This window comes from Umboniibacter marinipuniceus (assembly GCF_003688415.1).
Taxonomy (GTDB): domain Bacteria; phylum Pseudomonadota; class Gammaproteobacteria; order Pseudomonadales; family DSM-25080; genus Umboniibacter; species Umboniibacter marinipuniceus.
The window spans coordinates 68,766-83,807 of the sequence record NZ_REFJ01000002.1; the positions used below are offsets into that span (position 1 = coordinate 68,766).

Genomic DNA, 15,042 nt, shown 5'->3' on the forward strand with positions numbered 1-15,042 from the left:
TCAGCGTCTTACTTTGATAAATGTGGCAGGATTTCCAGCAACGACGGTATAGGCCTCAACGTTACGGGTGACCACGCTGTGCATGGCAACAACGGCACCGTCGCCAATGGTTACGCCGTCTACAATGCCAACCTGTGCGCCAATCCAAACGTCGCGGCCAATAGTTATACCTTTTGAGGAGACGGGCTGTTCACGGATAAGTTGATTGGCTTGAGTCCCGTGATTGAAGGCATAGATAGAGCAGTTATTGGCAATGCGTGTATTGTTGCCAATTTGGATACCGCCAGCGCCGCCATCCAATGAACAGCCATGATTAATACCCACATTGGAGCCAATGTTAATGGGGCCGTGAAGGAAGCAATCGGCACCGATGTGACTTTGCTCGGCAATGGTTATATCGCGCCCTGGTTCGGCGAATAACTTTGCGGTCTCGGCAACAAAGCAATGTTTGCCGAAGTGGACGGTTTCCACCTCAGCAAGCGCTGCTTGAAGCGTCTCCTGCCAGGGCTTAGCCCAGACAAGATGCTTAGGCTTTAGTTTGAAGTAAAGCCACGGCATGTGATTTAGGCGCGCTTTATGCTGAGTAATATAGTCAGGCATTTTTTATACCGTTATCTCAAGGCGACTTTTACGCAAGTTCAGGCTTAGCTATGCTGGTTAAAGCCCGGAAGTGTGATGTTTACGGGCTTGTGGTCTTTCATGACCACCGTGTCTTCAATTCGGACGCCACCGTACGGACGGAGCCAGTCGACTCGTGCTTGGTTGATTCGTCCGGTGCCAGTGTGTTCGGCAAGGAGTTGGTCAATGACGTAGCAACCTGGCTCAATGGTAAAGGCCATGCCCTCGGTTATTTCCCTACGAAGTCGAAGGAAAGGGTGGCCGTCAGAGGTGTTTGCTTCGGTACCCTGATGATCCAGCTGATGACCCGCCACATCGTGGGTTTGTAGGCCAATTAAGTGTCCTAGGCCGTGTGGAAAAAATGCCTTAGTCACATTAGTTGCAAGGGCTTCGTCTGCGGAGCAATTAATCAGTTTGAAGTCGCTAAGAACATCGGCGAGGCGGGTGTGCATGTCGTAATGATAACTAGCGTAGTTGCTACCAACCTTGAGGGTTTCGATCAGCGCTAACTGTTCAGCCGTTATGCGGTCAATAAACTGCTGAAATTCGCTGTGCTCTGGCGTGGTCCAAGTGCGGGTTATATCGGCAACATAGCCGTGATGTCGTGCGCCGGCATCGATAAGGAAAGCAATGGACTGATCTGGCGCAGTGGTTTCGTAACGGTCATAGTGCAAAACGGCGCCGTGGTTATTCAGTGCTACGATGCTGCTATAGGGGAGCGCTGACTCTGGCGCGCTCATGGCTAATAGGTAGTGATTGTGAATATCAATTTCCGATGCACCGGCTAGGAACGCGTCGCGGGCTGCTAGGTGAGACCGTGCAGCCATGTTGTTAGCCGTGGTCAGAAGTTCTATCTCCCAATCGGTCTTCTGCGCGCGTTCATAGTGCAAAAAGGCCAATAGATCTTCGGGGTTAGTTGTCTCAAAGCCCCACTGGGTGGGCATGTGTGGGGTATCACCCAGCCACGCACACTGTTTATAGTCAGCGAGTAGCTGCTCAGCTTGCGTGAGGGTGGGTACCGACTTGGTATCAAAAAGTTCCAGCCACGGGCCTTGATTGAGCTGAGGTTGGGTATGCCAAAAGTCGTTGGCTTGGAGCACAATCAGTAATGGCTTTTGTCCAGGTTTAAATGCAATAAAACTATCTGGGCAGTCAGTCATGGGTACCCAGTACGCAAAGTGAGGATTGACTTTGTAGGGGTAGCTTTGATCGTCCAGATATATTTTCTGCGGCGAACCTGAGTGAATCACCACTCCCTCGTTATGGGTAGCCGTTAGCGCGTTACTAAAGCGCTGAGTGATGGTTTCGAAATGATCGTTGTATAAATTCATATTGACCTTCTAGGGCAAAGTTAGCGGATGGGAACCTGTTGAAGTTGTTCGAGGGTCCGCTGATAGATTTCGTAGAAATTAACGTTAGCGCCGCCTTCGGCTCGACGAGAGATTAGTGTTGAGGGGAATACACAGGGGGTCTGCTCTCGCAGACACAGCGCGCGACTCTTTCCTTTGTCATCCTCGTAGGACGCCCAACGAAAGTTGTTGTAGGTTGCTTCCTGAAGTAAGTCTCCCATATATATGCCGATAGCCTGCATTAATCGACGATCGGTTCGATCAATTCGATTGTCATCGAACAGCCGTTGAAAGGTTTTTAAATCATACTCGTTGCCATTTAGCCAAGTTCCAGCTGCGGAAATCTCGGCTTTTAAGTAATCGCGTTGCGCAGCTAAATATTGCAGCATGATGGTAGACGGCGAGTTTATTTCAACGTCTTCGTCAGCGGCGAAGCTCTGGCTTGCTAATGGCAGTGTTAACAAGAGTAGTAATGTTATTGTCCGCAAGATTGAATCTCCTAGCTAAATTTAGTTGCTTTTGATAACCATTCTAACGCAGAAATCTGGGTTGAGTAGCATTAATTGGGTGATCGCCATGAGTTGTTTTGCCGTACTATTGCGCTATAGTGTTGGCACAATAATTAGCTAGTTCGATTTAAGGAACAATATGAATCTTCGCGTAGTAGTGATTCCAGTCACACTCTACCAGCAGAACTGTAGTTTGCTTATCTGCAATGAGACTAACAAAGCGGCACTGGTAGACCCTGGCGGTGACGTAGAAAAGCTCTATAGTGCAGTTACTAAAGAAGGTGTGCAGATAGAGAAAATTTTGCTTACCCACGGTCATCTCGATCACTGTTCAGCCGCTCGCGTGGTGGCTGATCACTATCAAGTTAGTATTGAGGGACCGCACAAGGCGGATCAATTTTGGATAGATCAACTGCCCTTGCAGTGTGCACAAGCTGGGTTTCCCGCTGTCACCGTTTTTCAGCCAGATCGCTATCTAGAGGATCGTGACACAGTAACGGTAGGAAATGTATCGCTAGATGTATATCACTGTCCTGGGCACACCCCTGGCCATTTGGTATTTCATGACTCGAAGAACCAATTGGCTTGGGTAGGAGATGTCATCTTTAAGGGATCAATTGGTCGTACTGATTTTCCGCAAAGTAACCACCAGGCGTTAATCGACAGCATTCGAGAAAAGCTCTTTAAGCTTGATGATGCAACACAGTTTATACCTGGACATGGACCTACTTCTACGTTTGGCGCTGAGCGCGCTACTAACCCATTTGTAGCTGATGCTCGCTACCGTTAAATTGAGGACGTACTGATGAATAAGTTAAGTCATGTATTGATCGCCCTTCTCGCTGCACTGTCTAGCTTTTCCTTCGCCGAGGATGCTAGTGACGAGTCCTGGGATATCGAAGGTGCCAATGGGGGAGAGCTAAGTCGTATTCAGTTCACCACTGATGAGGGAACTTGGATGAACGTTGATGTTTCTCCTCGGGGTGACTTAGTCGTTTTCGATCTCTTAGGTGACATTTACACCATGCCTCTTAGTGGGGGCAAGGCAACCGCCTTAACTCAGGGTCGAGCACTTGATATTCAACCTCGTTTCTCGCCTGATGGTGATTGGATTAGTTTTACGTCTGATCGTAATGGGGCCGATAACATTTGGGTGATGAAAGTGGATGGTAGTGAAGCTCGCGCCATCTCTAACGAAGACTTTCGTCTGCTCAATAACGCTTGGTGGCATCCAAATGGCGACTATTTAGTTGCGCGTAAGCACTTCACCGGAACACGTTCCTTGGGAGCGGGTGAAATGTGGCTCTATCATGTAAATGGTGGTGACGGTATTCAGCTTACCGAGCGCAGAAATGAGCAGCAGGATTCCGGTGAGCCCGCATTTTCACCAGACGGTCGCTACGTTTATTTTTCTGAAGACACTACTCGTGGACCTTTCTTTCAGTACAACAAAGATGCGAATGGTGAGATTTATCAAATTCAGCAATTGGATATGGAAACGGGTGAGTTAGCCACCTTAATTAGTGGTTATGGCGGCTCAGCTCGACCGAGCCCTTCGCCTGATGGCAAGTACATTGCTTTCGTTCGTAGGCACCGTGGTGATACTCAGCTCTGGCTATACGAGCGTGAATCCGGACGACAGTTCGAGGTATACGGCGACTTAGAGCATGATCAGCAGGAGGCTTGGGCAATCTTTGGCGTTTACCCGAATATCAGCTGGACTCCGGATGCTGAATCCCTGTTATTTTGGTCGCAGGGTAAGATCAAGCGTCTCGATGTCTCGTCGGGTGACGTGGCCGAGGTCCCCTTTTCAGTTGATGTAGACATGCCGGTAGTCAGTGCCGTTGAGCATGATTTTACCATTCCCGAAGGGCAGTTCAATGCGCAGATGATCCGCGACGTTACCACTTCACCTGACGGCTCGAAGGTGGTCTTCCACGCGGCAGGATTCCTGTGGATCAGCGACACCAACAATGGCGAGGCAAAGCGCCTAACGCGCTCTAGCGACTTCGAATATCAGCCGAGCTTCTCGCCGGACGGTCGCCGAATTATCTATGTTGCGTGGAACGATGAAGACTTAGCCCAAGTTCGTAGTGTGAACCTGCGCGGTCGCTCGATGAAAAAGTTAACAGATAGACCTGGTTATTACGCGAATCCTACCTACTCCTTGGATGGCGATTCCATTGCCTACGAGCGGACTTCTGGGAACGATCTCCTAGGCTATGTTTACGGTGTTGATACAGGTATTTTTGTTGCCGAAGACGATGGTGATGAAGCGCGTAAGGTCAGTTCTCACGGGCGCAGGCCACAGTTCGATGCGAACGGCAGCGGACTTTACTTCCTTGATGGCTATGGACTCGAAAAACAGTTTATGTGGGTTGGCCTTTCAGGTGGCGAAGCACGAAATATCTTTGATCTGAAGTACGTGAATGATATCAAGCTAAGTCCCGCTCGTGATTTTGTTGCCTTCACTGAGTTGTTCACGGCTTATGTTGCACCGATGCCAGCGATTGGTAAAGCTATAGAGTTAAGCCGAAACACAACGGCTATTCCCGTTGATAAAGTTGCTGAGAATAGTGGCAGCTCACTTCACTGGAGTCGCTCTGGCGAGCAGCTCCATTGGATGACAGGTAATGCTTACCACAGCACTGCGCTCACTGCGCTTTTGGGCGATGCTGAGGCTGAGCACAAGCAACTTACGTTGGTGGCAACGCTGAATGTGGCAGCACCGTCAAATCAGTATGCGCTGGTTGGCGCACGAGTCATTACTGGGCGCCCTGGTGAAGTGTTGGAGCAGGCGACGGTATTGATCGACGGAAGTAAGATCGCTGGCGTTGTTGCGGAAGCGGATATCCCTGAAGCTTATCAGCGCATTGATGTTTCAGGTAAGACGATAATTCCTGGACTCGTTGATGCGCATGCCCATGCCGAGCATTTCTACGGTGGCGTTTCTCCTCAGTCGAACTGGGCCTATTTGGCCAATCTCGCCTATGGTGTTACCACTATTCAAGATCCGTCGGCCAGTACTGAATTTGTTTTTGGTCAAGCTGAAATGGTACGAAGCGGTGCGATGTTGGGTCCTCGTGTGTATTCAACGGGGTCAATCTTGTACGGCGCAGATGGCGATTTTAAGGCGGAAATCAATTCGCTTGACGATGCCAGAACTCATTTGTCACGTTTGAAAGCGGTTGGAGCGACATCCGTGAAGAGCTATAACCAGCCCCGTCGCGATCAGCGTCAGCAGGTTAACCAGGCTGCTCGAGAACTGGGTTTGTTGGTGGTAATGGAAGGTGGCTCTACTTTCTATCATAACCTCTCGATGATTCTTGATGGGTCTACAGGTATTGAACACAACATTCCGGTAGCGCCGCTGTACCGAGACATGGAGATGCTCTGGCAGAATACAAATGTGGGTTATACCCCAACGCTTGTGGTGAGCTACGGTGGCATGAGTGGTGAATATTATTGGTACCAACATGACGACGTATTCAACGCTGAGCCATTGCGTCAGTTTGTACCTAATGACTGGTTAGATTCTCGTTCACTTCGTCGTCAGAAGACCCCTGAGTTTGATTACTATCATATTCAGGTCTCTGAGGCAGTAAACCGCGTTAAAGCAATGGGCGTGGGGGTTCAAGTTGGCGGTCATGGACAAATGCAGGGCCTAGCAATGCATTGGGAAATGTGGAATTTAGGTCTTGGTGGTATGACCCCACTGGATATCATTCACAGCGCTACCTTGTCAGGGGCCGAGTACCTAGGCTTAGACGCGCATATCGGAAGTATTGAGACGGGTAAGTTGGCGGACATGGTTATTCTTGAAGATAACCCGCTAGAAGATATTCGTCATTCCGATTCAATGACCATGGTGGTGATTAATGGTGAGCTTCGCCGGGTGAACGATCTTGCTAATCTGTTGCAAGATGGTGAAGGAGCCCCGTCCGTATGGCATCGAGTAGAAGGAGCGGTAGCTTCGCCAACCAATACGCGAGCTCATTCGCACTAACTCCAAAATAAAAAAACTGCGCCAACTGCATCCGTTTGTAGTTGGCGTGCGTCTATTTAAGGGAATAGAACATTAATCTTTAAGGGAAATAATATTATGCGTAAGTTAGCTTCTGCTCTTACACTTTTTGCGTCAACTATCACCTTTGCTGGCGTTACTGATCGTCATGTCGATCTTGATGATTTTGACGTAATTAATCTCAAGGGCAATATTGATGTCAGTGTGACACAGTCTGATCAATTCTCAGTAATCGTAGAAACGGAAGAAGAATGGCAGCAATGGGTAATGGTTGAGCGTGATGGTGATACCTTGACCTTACGTATGGATCCGCGCAGGCCGACGGGTTTCTTCGGCGATGATTTCGATGTAGATGTGTATGTCCAAATGCCACAAATTGAAGAGATCTTTATCCAAGGCTCTGGTGAGATCTTTGCTGAGACAATTGAAGCTGATGATCTCGAACTTAGAATTGACGGAAGCGGAGACATTGTCGTGTCGGCTGTTGTCGCCACCAACCTAGACATAGCTGTAAATGGTTCTGGTGATATCAAGCTCGCTAACGTTGGTGCCGAGGATGTACGAATCAAAGTATCCGGATCTGGTGATGTTAAGGTCGCCGAAATCAATGCGCTCACAATCGATAGCGTCATTCGTGGCTCTGGCGACATTAAAGTTGCGGGCTCAGTTGATGGTACTGTAGTGGAAATCTATGGCTCGGGTGACTTCGACGGTCGCTACCTAGAAGTGGGCGACACGGAAGTTACTATTTTCGGCTCCGGCGATGTGTGGTTAAATGCTAACTCCATTGCTCGTCAATCTATTCGCGGTAGTGGGGATGTCCATTTAACTCGCCACTAACATCGTATGGGAGTTTAGCTAGTGCTAACTGATAATAGTCACGATAATTTCGAAATCTTTCTTCAGCAAATCGTTTCAACTGGATCGGTTTGGACGCTTAAAAATGATGACGGCTTTGCTGTTGTGGGCTCCGAGCGTTTCCCCGATGGTGAGGTGATACCGTTTTGGAGTGAAAAAGCGTTTGTTGAGGCAGTGCTCACTGATGATTGGGCATCTTTTGAGGTTGTCGAGATTGCCCTAGAGGGCTTCGTTGAAGAATGGTTAGAAGGTATGCACGAAGACGAGTTCTTGGTAGGGGTTAATTGGACTGAAGCGCTGGAAGGCGTTGAGATTGAACCAATGGACCTAGCAGACCAAATTGATAGCCTGCTAGACGACATTGAGTAATTACTTGGCCTTCGGGCCCAGATAACTGCATCCTGACGTACAAGTTTCCCTAATTTCAACACGACTAAGCAACGGTAGGGTGGGTTGAAGCTTTTCCCAGATCCACTCTGCTAACACCTCACTGGTTGGGTTCTCCAGCCCAGGTATATCATTCAAGTAATAGTGATCTAGTTGATCATAAATGGGTTTGAATGCTTTCTTAATGTCACCAAAGTCTATAACCCAGCCCATAACCGGATCTACAGGCCCTTCCACCGCAATTCGAACCATGAACGAATGACCGTGGAGGCGCGCACATTTGTGCCCTTCAGGCACGTTTGGAAGGCGGTGAGCCGCTTCGAAAGTGAATTCTTTAAATAGTTCCATGGGTGTCTCCGTGTATATATCTGCGCATCCTAATCTTTTGTTGCTTGAAAATAAAGCAATTGACCGCTTAGAACCCAATTTGTCCACTGGTCATAAACCTGTGCTCTAAATGTGATTTGTGTCACATTCATGGTCTTCACTTCTTAGTAGTTAAGTTAAAAGTGACTATTTTTCAGTTGTTGATTATTAGGACGCTTATCAAGACGCTAGGACGCTTAATCAAGACAGGATTGGCTTTAGCGAAGCCGTTTTCGAACTAACCTGGGATTGGTTGGACCTATCTGAATATCAAGTAAGGACTGCTTAAAGGCATTCTTATCCATTGGTTTAAGCTTTGTTTAGTAAGGACGCGTGCGATGGAAAGGGACTGGGTTTCAAGATTAAGTTGCCAGATTGGCGAGCATCAGCTGGTTGTTAAATGGCATCGCGGCCTGGGTTCAATGTCGCTCTCCATGGATGGAGATATTTTATCGAGGATTCGCATTTCAGATATCGCGCTTAAACCGCTGTTTCATAATTTAGAAATTACAGGCCATCAAGTAGCTGTAGAGATTGGTGCAGTTATTCATGCGGGAACACTGCTAGTTAGAATCTATGTTGAAGGCGAGAAGAAGATTGAACAGTCGATCTCAGCTCAAGAGGCTTACAACGTGCGCTTGAATAACCTGGGAGAGCTCCAGCCATATAGTCCTTCAATGTCAGAAACCATTCAGTACGGACTGATCTTTTTCATCACGCTCTTTATCTCTGCGCTCATTATGACCTTCTTTTTTAAGCTTGCCGGCATGTTGGATTTCGACAATCCATTCGAGCCGATTCTCTTCGCCAGTATACTAAGTCTTATCACCTTGGTCGCCATTCCTCGACTACCAATGTTAAGGCGAATCTATGACCCTAATAGAATGGCTAGATTGAACCAGATAAGTAGGTTGTCAAATCGAATTCAATCTAGTGAATAGTAGCGCTTCAGAAAGCCAGTTTTAATAGGCTAGGTTGGCTTTTGGCTGAATACCTTCCGAGGGGCGTCGTGGCATAGTGAAGGTAGCAGGGGGGCTAATTGAAACTGAACGCCATGGAAACACCCCCTAAAGATCTAGGAGATGCCCTGAACGTGTCTACGCCGCGCTTAGGTGCATTGATAGCCCTAGGGTGCGAATGACAACCTATTAATCAACCTTCAATTCTACCCTAGAAGCGTTTAAACGCCGTGAACCGAGATGCGTGATCTTCGCTCTGTTTAAGCTGCTAACTTAGTTTTTAAATTTCTCAACGCCCTGCGTTAATAACGAAATTTCTCGATACACTCTACCTGCGAGTTCACATTAAGTTTGCGGTATATAGCTGAGAGATGTCTTCGAACCGTATTGAGGGCAACCTGAAGCTGATTAGCTATAAGTGCCGGGCGATCTCCCCTAAGTAAGCATTCTAGTACCTCTACCTCTCGCTGAGTGAGGCCGGCAATAGAGGTAACATTGGAGTGCTTGTGGCTATCGGTCTTGTCTGATTGTGCAGTGATTTCACGGATGGTTTCGATAGATTGCTCCAGTACCTGGCGAAGTTGGATATCGTCGTAGAGCCGTTGGCGAAGAATCTTCAAATTGACTGAGACTTGAGCAAGCGAAGCGAGTTGTTCTGTTGGAAGTGGCTTGTCGGTAGCAAGGGCGCGCATGATGATTTCCTATTGATTTAGTGAACGTCCGGAAGAACCACGGACTGAACATGATTTGTATCCATACAAATACTTTATTATGAAGCGAATCTGTGCCGAGGTGTAATGAGCATACTAATGGTTTTAGTGTTACCTGGCGCTGCTGCTATCTCGAGAGTTAAGCGGGGAGGGAATCCTATTACCAACGTAGAACTGCCAATTGATTCACATTTTTGATGTTTATTTGATCACGCTTTTTTAACTCGAGAGTCCCGTTAGGGAGAGTAACTATTTCATAGAATGAAATGTATTGGCATACGATAATTGTTGTAGTGTTGGTAAATTGGTCTTAACCACTACATCTTGCGCTAAACCACATTAATCTACCAATTTTTGGTATTTTTTCAAAATTAAGTCCTTTTGCGTTACACTTCGGCGAAATAAGTTTTTTCTCACGATTCTAAGAGCATAGATTGAATGAAATTGTCGCGTTTTGGCGCTCGTATCACAGGGCAATCGGGTATCAGTGATTTGATGGATGACCTAGGTGATGCCCTAGCGAATAAACCTGAAATGATAATGATGGGAGGTGGCAATCCGGGTCACATTCCCGAGGTTAGCAAGTGCTTCCAACGCCTACTTCAAGATCTGGCAAATGATGCCGAATTAGCTCACTCCACGGTGGGTGTTTATGACCAGCCGGCGGGTGATCAATCGTTTCGACAAAAGCTTGCCGCCTATCTATCGGGACAGCTTGATCAAGAGATTGACGCCAGCCAGATAGTGGTCACAAATGGAACCCAGACCTCGCTCTTTATGCTGTTCAATTTATTTGCTGGTCCTGGAGAGGATAATGTTAATCGTAAGATTCTCTTACCCATGCTACCTGAGTACATTGGCTACGCGGATACAGGAATTGATCCGGCACTCTTCCATTCTCTCGCTCCGAAGGTAGAACCCACCTCAGCCCACCGTTTTCGTTATCGTCCCGACTTCGAAGAACTCTCGACGCTCGATGATATTGGTGCAGTTTGTGTGTCGCGGCCGGGGAATCCCACAGGTAATATTATCTCTACGCCTGATTTGGAAGAGCTCGATGAATTTGCCAAGTCTTGGGGCGTGCCGCTGATTATTGATGGCGCTTACGGGCTTCCGTTTCCGAACTTAATTTACCGCGATAGCAAGGTGTATTTTAGCGATAACACCATTCTAACGCTGAGTTTATCGAAATTAGGACTCCCTGCGGTGCGAACCGGTATTGTGGTGGCGCCGAAGGCGATTGCGAAACGACTTGCCACAATGAATGCGATTATGAGTTTGGCTCCGGCTAGTTTGGGGCAAGCGTTGATGTCGCCGCTGTTAGAAGGTGGTAAGCTTGATGCGCTGTGCGCGCAACACGTGCGTCCTCACTACCTCGCCAAGCGCGATGCTCTGCTTGAGGCGGCGGATAGACATTTCCAAGCGCACGGCGTTGACTACGAAATTCACGAACCAGACGGCGCGATGTTTCTTTGGATACACTTTCCATCGCTGAGGATTAGCTCTCAGGCGCTCTACGAGATGCTCCGTGAGCGGGAAGTGCTGGTTGTCAGCGGACATTATTTTTTCTTCGGAACTAGTGAACCGGGGCTGCATTCTGATCGTTGTATCCGTGTGACTTATTCGCAAAATAGCGATAAGGTACTAGCTGGAATTGAAATCATTGCTAAAACGGTAGCTGAGTTTGCTTGATCAGCCGTTCACTACCTCAATAAAAACCATAATAAGGGCACTGCCCAATCCAAATATTTTGGAACTGACTTAACGGAGTCTTCATGAATTCAACAGATTCGTCTAATGACGCTTTCTTTGGCCATCCCAAGGGGCTGAAAACACTGTTCTTCACAGAAATGTGGGAGCGTATGAGTTATTACGGCATGCGTGCCTTATTGGTACTGTTTATGACGCTCTCTCTGCAGGAGGGTGGTCTTGGCATTACCGTTGCGATGGCTACCGCCATCTACGGCCTCTACACCGGCTTTGTCTATTTGGCAGGTCTGCCTGGCGGGTGGATTGCCGATCGTTTAATTGGCGGACAGAATGCTATTTGGTATGGCGGCATTATCATTATGTTCGGCCACATCAGTTTAGCAATTCCTGGTGATGTCACCTTCTACTTTGGTCTCATTTTGGTGGTATTGGGTACCGGTTTGTTGAAACCGAATATCACCGCCGCTGTTGGCCAGCTATATAAGGGGAATGACCCCCGTATGGAGAGTGGCTATGCACTCTACTACATGGGTATTAACTTGGGTTCCATTGGTGGCTATCTGATCTGCGGCTGGTTGTACGATGCTGATTCGTTTGGCCCACATTGGGCGTTTGGCGCTGCAGCAGTGGGCATGGCAATTGGACTTCTCCAGTTTAAGCTCACTCGGGCCGCGCTTGGCGAAGTTGGTTTAACTCCAATTGCTCCGCTATCGGAGAAAGGTCGTAAAACGGCTTGGACGGTTATCGGTTTAATTGTTCTCACCATAGTACTGGTTGCGGTGCTAGCTCTAGCGGGTACCATTACGCTAGATCCCGTTCCATTAGCTCAAGCTTCAGCAGTGATTTTCACGCTCCTATTCATTGGTTTCTTCGGGAAAGTATTCTTTTTCGGTAAGCTCAATGCGCTTGAAAAGAAAAGCATGCTTGCACTACTACTAGTTTGTGTGGCTTCCGCATGTTTTTGGTCTGGTTTTGAGCAAGCTGGCTCATCACTCAATCTCTTTGCTCAGCAGATTGTGGATCGCCAGTTAGGTTCATTTGAAATCCCCACCGCGTGGTTTCAGTTTGTTAACCCATTTTTCATCATTATTCTAAGTCCATTCTTTGCGGCGCTTTGGATTAACCTGGGTAAGCGCATGACAACCCCTGGCTTTGGTCTAAAGACTGGTGCGGGTATCCTAATCATGGCGTCAGGCTTTATTGTTATGTACTTTGCCGCTCAGCTGGCTGCGGCGGAATTACGTGTCGCACCATATTGGCTGGTTGCAACCTACTTCCTGCATACTGTTGGCGAGCTTTGCCTAAGCCCAATCGCGCTTGCCGCGGTGTCTCGTTTGTCGCCTAAGCGCTTCGCCGGTCAGATGATGGGTGTGTTTGTTCTGACCTATTCAATTGGTAACATCATTGCTGGTTTGTTGGCCGGTGGATTCGATCCGGAGAACGTCCAAGAGCTACCGGCTCTGTTTATGAACGTTGCGCAGATCAGCCTCGTCTTTGGTGTGGTAATTCTGCTAATTGGCTATAAGACTCGTAAATGGGAAGTTAATAACGACTAAACTTTCTTAAGCTTTAGTTTCGGAAGAGGGCATCTAAGTATTTAGGTGCCCTTTTTTTGTCTAGGTAGGACACGTCATTGTTGTGAATAGGTGATTCGGACTAAACTAAGCTAACGATAATAAACATTGAGCTTTAGCTTACTTAGGCAAAAACTGGGGTAGGGAATGACAACTCATATTAGTACTGAACTTGAAGATGGCGTACTAGCGATTAGCTTTAATCGCGCCGACAAAAAGAATGCGATTACTGCTGAAATGTATCGCGCCATGTCAGCGGCCATGCATCGTGCCGAAGATGATCCCGAAGTGCGTGTCATTCTTTGGTGTTCATCCAGCGATAACTTTAGCTCCGGTAATGATTTGGCTGATTTCATGGCCAATCCTAATATGGATGAAAGTTCGCCAGTAAGTGTCTTTATTCGCTCTCTGGCCGAGGGTACGGTACCTATGGTTAGTGCTGTTCCAGGGCTGGCGGTAGGAATTGGTGCAACGCTGCTTCTTCACTGTGACTTTAATGTGCTTGGAGAGAACGCGCGTTTAAAGATGCCGTTCACCGATCTGGGATTAGTTCCTGAGGCAGGCTCTTCACTGCTCTTACCTATGATTGTTGGTCACCAGCGTGCGGCAAAAATTGCACTGCTAGGAGACAGCATTGATGCCCAGCAGGCGTTGGATTATGGTTTAGCTTATGAGGTAGTTGATGAGGCTAACCTGCGTAGCGAGGCTATGAAGCTTGCCCAGCGCTTGGCGGACAAACCCAAGACTGCGCTAAGGGCGTCAAGAAAATTACTACGTCCAAGCCCAGAGGCTTTAGTCGCTGTTATGGCCGAAGAAGTTGAGCATTTTTCTGCAGGGTTGAACTCCGTTGCTGCTAAAGAAGCATTCACCGCTTTTTTTGAACGACGCGCGCCCAACTTTAGAGCTTGTGACTAGTTGCGCGCCTAGCGCGCGATAAAGAGCTTAGCCCTTACGGTACGCCGGTACTCGCTTGGGGATAGTCCTAGCTGTCTTCGAAATAGCTGTGCAAAGAAGCTAACATCCTGATATCCCACGTTAAATGATACGTCACCAATTGCTAAGTTGGAGTGCCGGAGCAATTGCTTTGCTTGCTCGATACGGCACTTTTGCACAAATTGATTAGGTGTCATTTGCACCGCGTTACGGAAGCGGCGTGAAAACGTGCGTGGGTTCATGTCCAAGCGCTGCACAATGGCATTCAGAATTTCTGGATGTTGTAAGTTTTCGCGAATCCAATGTTGGGCCAGGGCGATTTCTTCGTCTTTGTGGGCGGAATCACCTTGGATGTATGCGATTTCCTTAAATGGACGGCGAATTTCATGGCTGAAATTTCGCTGTACCCAGTGTGCGGTTTCATGATTATAAAGTTCGGAAATCAAGTGGACGGTTAAATCTGCCAGCGAGTTCACTGAGCCGGCGCAGTAGCTTTGCTTGGCAACCGTCACGAAATAATCTCGCTTAAGCTCTACATGAGGATAGCGGCTGGCAAAATGATCAAAGTAATGCCAGTGAGTGGTTGCAGGTTGATGATCCAGCAAACCAAACTCGGCGAGTAGGTATGACCCGGTTGACACTGAGCAAAACCGAGTACCCTCTAAATACCATTGGGTGATACGGTCTCGCAATGGCGCAAGCTCCTTTAACATGGGAAGAGGGCTGCGCCAAGTTGAAGGAATATACACTAGCTGTGGTCGCGCTAATGTTTCTAGCGCCGGACCGCTTACCGAAAAGCCTGCTTGGGTGGTTACCGCCTTGCCAGATGCGGTTGCCGTGACAACGCTTAGCTGAGGGTTACCATGTGCTTTGGCGAAGTCATTCGCGGCCGTCAGCATCTCGCTGGGGAGGCTGATGGAAGAGCTTAGGGCATTATGACTGGCTAATAGGATGATATCGCTCATTTTGTCTTTTTTGCCTTTCTTTGTGGCTATTATGCCATATTATTGTATCGTAATTCTTTCTAAACTAGCAGCATATAATT

14 protein-coding genes are annotated in these 15,042 nt (G+C 47.9%); 8 read left to right on the plus strand and 6 right to left on the minus strand.

The window, feature by feature from the left end; genetic code table 11:
- From DFR27_RS04005 to DFR27_RS04015, 3 genes are read right to left on the minus strand one after another with little or no spacing between them, the layout of a single operon-like run.
- Nucleotides 1-600, minus strand: a complete 600-nt coding sequence (locus tag DFR27_RS04005; protein WP_121876190.1) for an acyltransferase — start codon at nucleotides 598-600, stop codon at nucleotides 1-3.
- A gap of 44 nt (nucleotides 601-644) precedes the next feature.
- Nucleotides 645-1,949 carry a Xaa-Pro dipeptidase gene (gene pepQ, locus DFR27_RS04010; protein ID WP_121876191.1) on the minus strand — a complete coding sequence of 435 codons (1,305 nt, stop codon included), beginning with the start codon at nucleotides 1,947-1,949 and terminating at the stop codon, nucleotides 645-647.
- 20 nt (nucleotides 1,950-1,969) lie between these two features.
- On the minus strand, nucleotides 1,970-2,455 hold the full coding sequence (locus DFR27_RS04015; RefSeq protein WP_147434515.1) for a DUF3806 domain-containing protein: 486 nt from the start codon (nucleotides 2,453-2,455) through the stop codon (nucleotides 1,970-1,972).
- Nucleotides 2,456-2,615: 160 nt separating this feature from the next.
- On the opposite strand from DFR27_RS04015, the gene DFR27_RS04020 reads away from it, so the two are divergent.
- The 4 genes from DFR27_RS04020 (at nucleotide 2,616) to DFR27_RS04035 (ending at nucleotide 7,727) form a co-directional block, all read left to right on the plus strand.
- On the plus strand, nucleotides 2,616-3,266 hold the full coding sequence (locus DFR27_RS04020; RefSeq protein WP_121876193.1) for an MBL fold metallo-hydrolase: 651 nt from the start codon (nucleotides 2,616-2,618) through the stop codon (nucleotides 3,264-3,266).
- A 15-nt stretch (nucleotides 3,267-3,281) separates the two neighbouring features.
- Nucleotides 3,282-6,482 carry an amidohydrolase family protein gene (locus tag DFR27_RS04025; RefSeq protein ID WP_121876194.1) on the plus strand — a complete coding sequence of 1,067 codons (3,201 nt, stop codon included), beginning with the start codon at nucleotides 3,282-3,284 and terminating at the stop codon, nucleotides 6,480-6,482.
- A gap of 96 nt (nucleotides 6,483-6,578) precedes the next feature.
- Nucleotides 6,579-7,340: a head GIN domain-containing protein gene (locus tag DFR27_RS04030; RefSeq protein ID WP_121876195.1), complete on the plus strand. Its 762-nt coding sequence runs from the start codon at nucleotides 6,579-6,581 to the stop codon at nucleotides 7,338-7,340.
- Between the two features lie 21 nt (nucleotides 7,341-7,361).
- Nucleotides 7,362-7,727: a DUF2750 domain-containing protein gene (locus DFR27_RS04035; protein ID WP_121876196.1), complete on the plus strand. Its 366-nt coding sequence runs from the start codon at nucleotides 7,362-7,364 to the stop codon at nucleotides 7,725-7,727.
- Here the strand turns inward: DFR27_RS04035 and queD are convergent, their stop codons facing one another.
- Nucleotides 7,728-8,093 (minus strand): 6-carboxytetrahydropterin synthase QueD, encoded by a 366-nt coding sequence (gene queD, locus DFR27_RS04040; RefSeq protein WP_121876197.1) that lies wholly within the window; start codon nucleotides 8,091-8,093, stop codon nucleotides 7,728-7,730. It abuts the gene before it with no gap.
- Between the two features lie 356 nt (nucleotides 8,094-8,449).
- On the opposite strand from queD, the gene DFR27_RS04045 reads away from it, so the two are divergent.
- Nucleotides 8,450-9,052: a hypothetical protein gene (locus tag DFR27_RS04045; RefSeq protein ID WP_121876198.1), complete on the plus strand. Its 603-nt coding sequence runs from the start codon at nucleotides 8,450-8,452 to the stop codon at nucleotides 9,050-9,052.
- A 320-nt stretch (nucleotides 9,053-9,372) separates the two neighbouring features.
- On the opposite strand, the gene DFR27_RS04050 is transcribed toward DFR27_RS04045, so the two are convergent.
- Complete coding sequence (locus DFR27_RS04050; RefSeq protein WP_121876199.1) at nucleotides 9,373-9,762, minus strand: response regulator transcription factor; 390 nt, start codon at nucleotides 9,760-9,762, stop codon at nucleotides 9,373-9,375.
- 456 nt (nucleotides 9,763-10,218) lie between these two features.
- Here DFR27_RS04050 and DFR27_RS04055 point away from each other — a divergent pair, with 456 nt between their 5' ends.
- The 3 genes from DFR27_RS04055 to DFR27_RS04065 all read left to right on the plus strand — a co-directional run bounded on the left by DFR27_RS04055 (nucleotide 10,219) and on the right by DFR27_RS04065 (nucleotide 13,979).
- Entirely contained in the window at nucleotides 10,219-11,472 is a 1,254-nt protein-coding gene (locus DFR27_RS04055) for a valine--pyruvate transaminase (protein ID WP_121876200.1), read from the plus strand.
- 83 nt (nucleotides 11,473-11,555) lie between these two features.
- Nucleotides 11,556-13,046: a peptide MFS transporter gene (locus tag DFR27_RS04060; protein WP_121876201.1), complete on the plus strand. Its 1,491-nt coding sequence runs from the start codon at nucleotides 11,556-11,558 to the stop codon at nucleotides 13,044-13,046.
- 165 nt (nucleotides 13,047-13,211) lie between these two features.
- Complete coding sequence (locus DFR27_RS04065; RefSeq protein ID WP_121876202.1) at nucleotides 13,212-13,979, plus strand: enoyl-CoA hydratase; 768 nt, start codon at nucleotides 13,212-13,214, stop codon at nucleotides 13,977-13,979.
- Between the two features lie 8 nt (nucleotides 13,980-13,987).
- Here DFR27_RS04065 and DFR27_RS04070 read toward each other — a convergent pair whose 3' ends face one another.
- Entirely contained in the window at nucleotides 13,988-14,962 is a 975-nt protein-coding gene (locus DFR27_RS04070) for a GlxA family transcriptional regulator (protein ID WP_121876203.1), read from the minus strand.
- Nucleotides 14,963-15,042 lie beyond the last annotated feature (80 nt).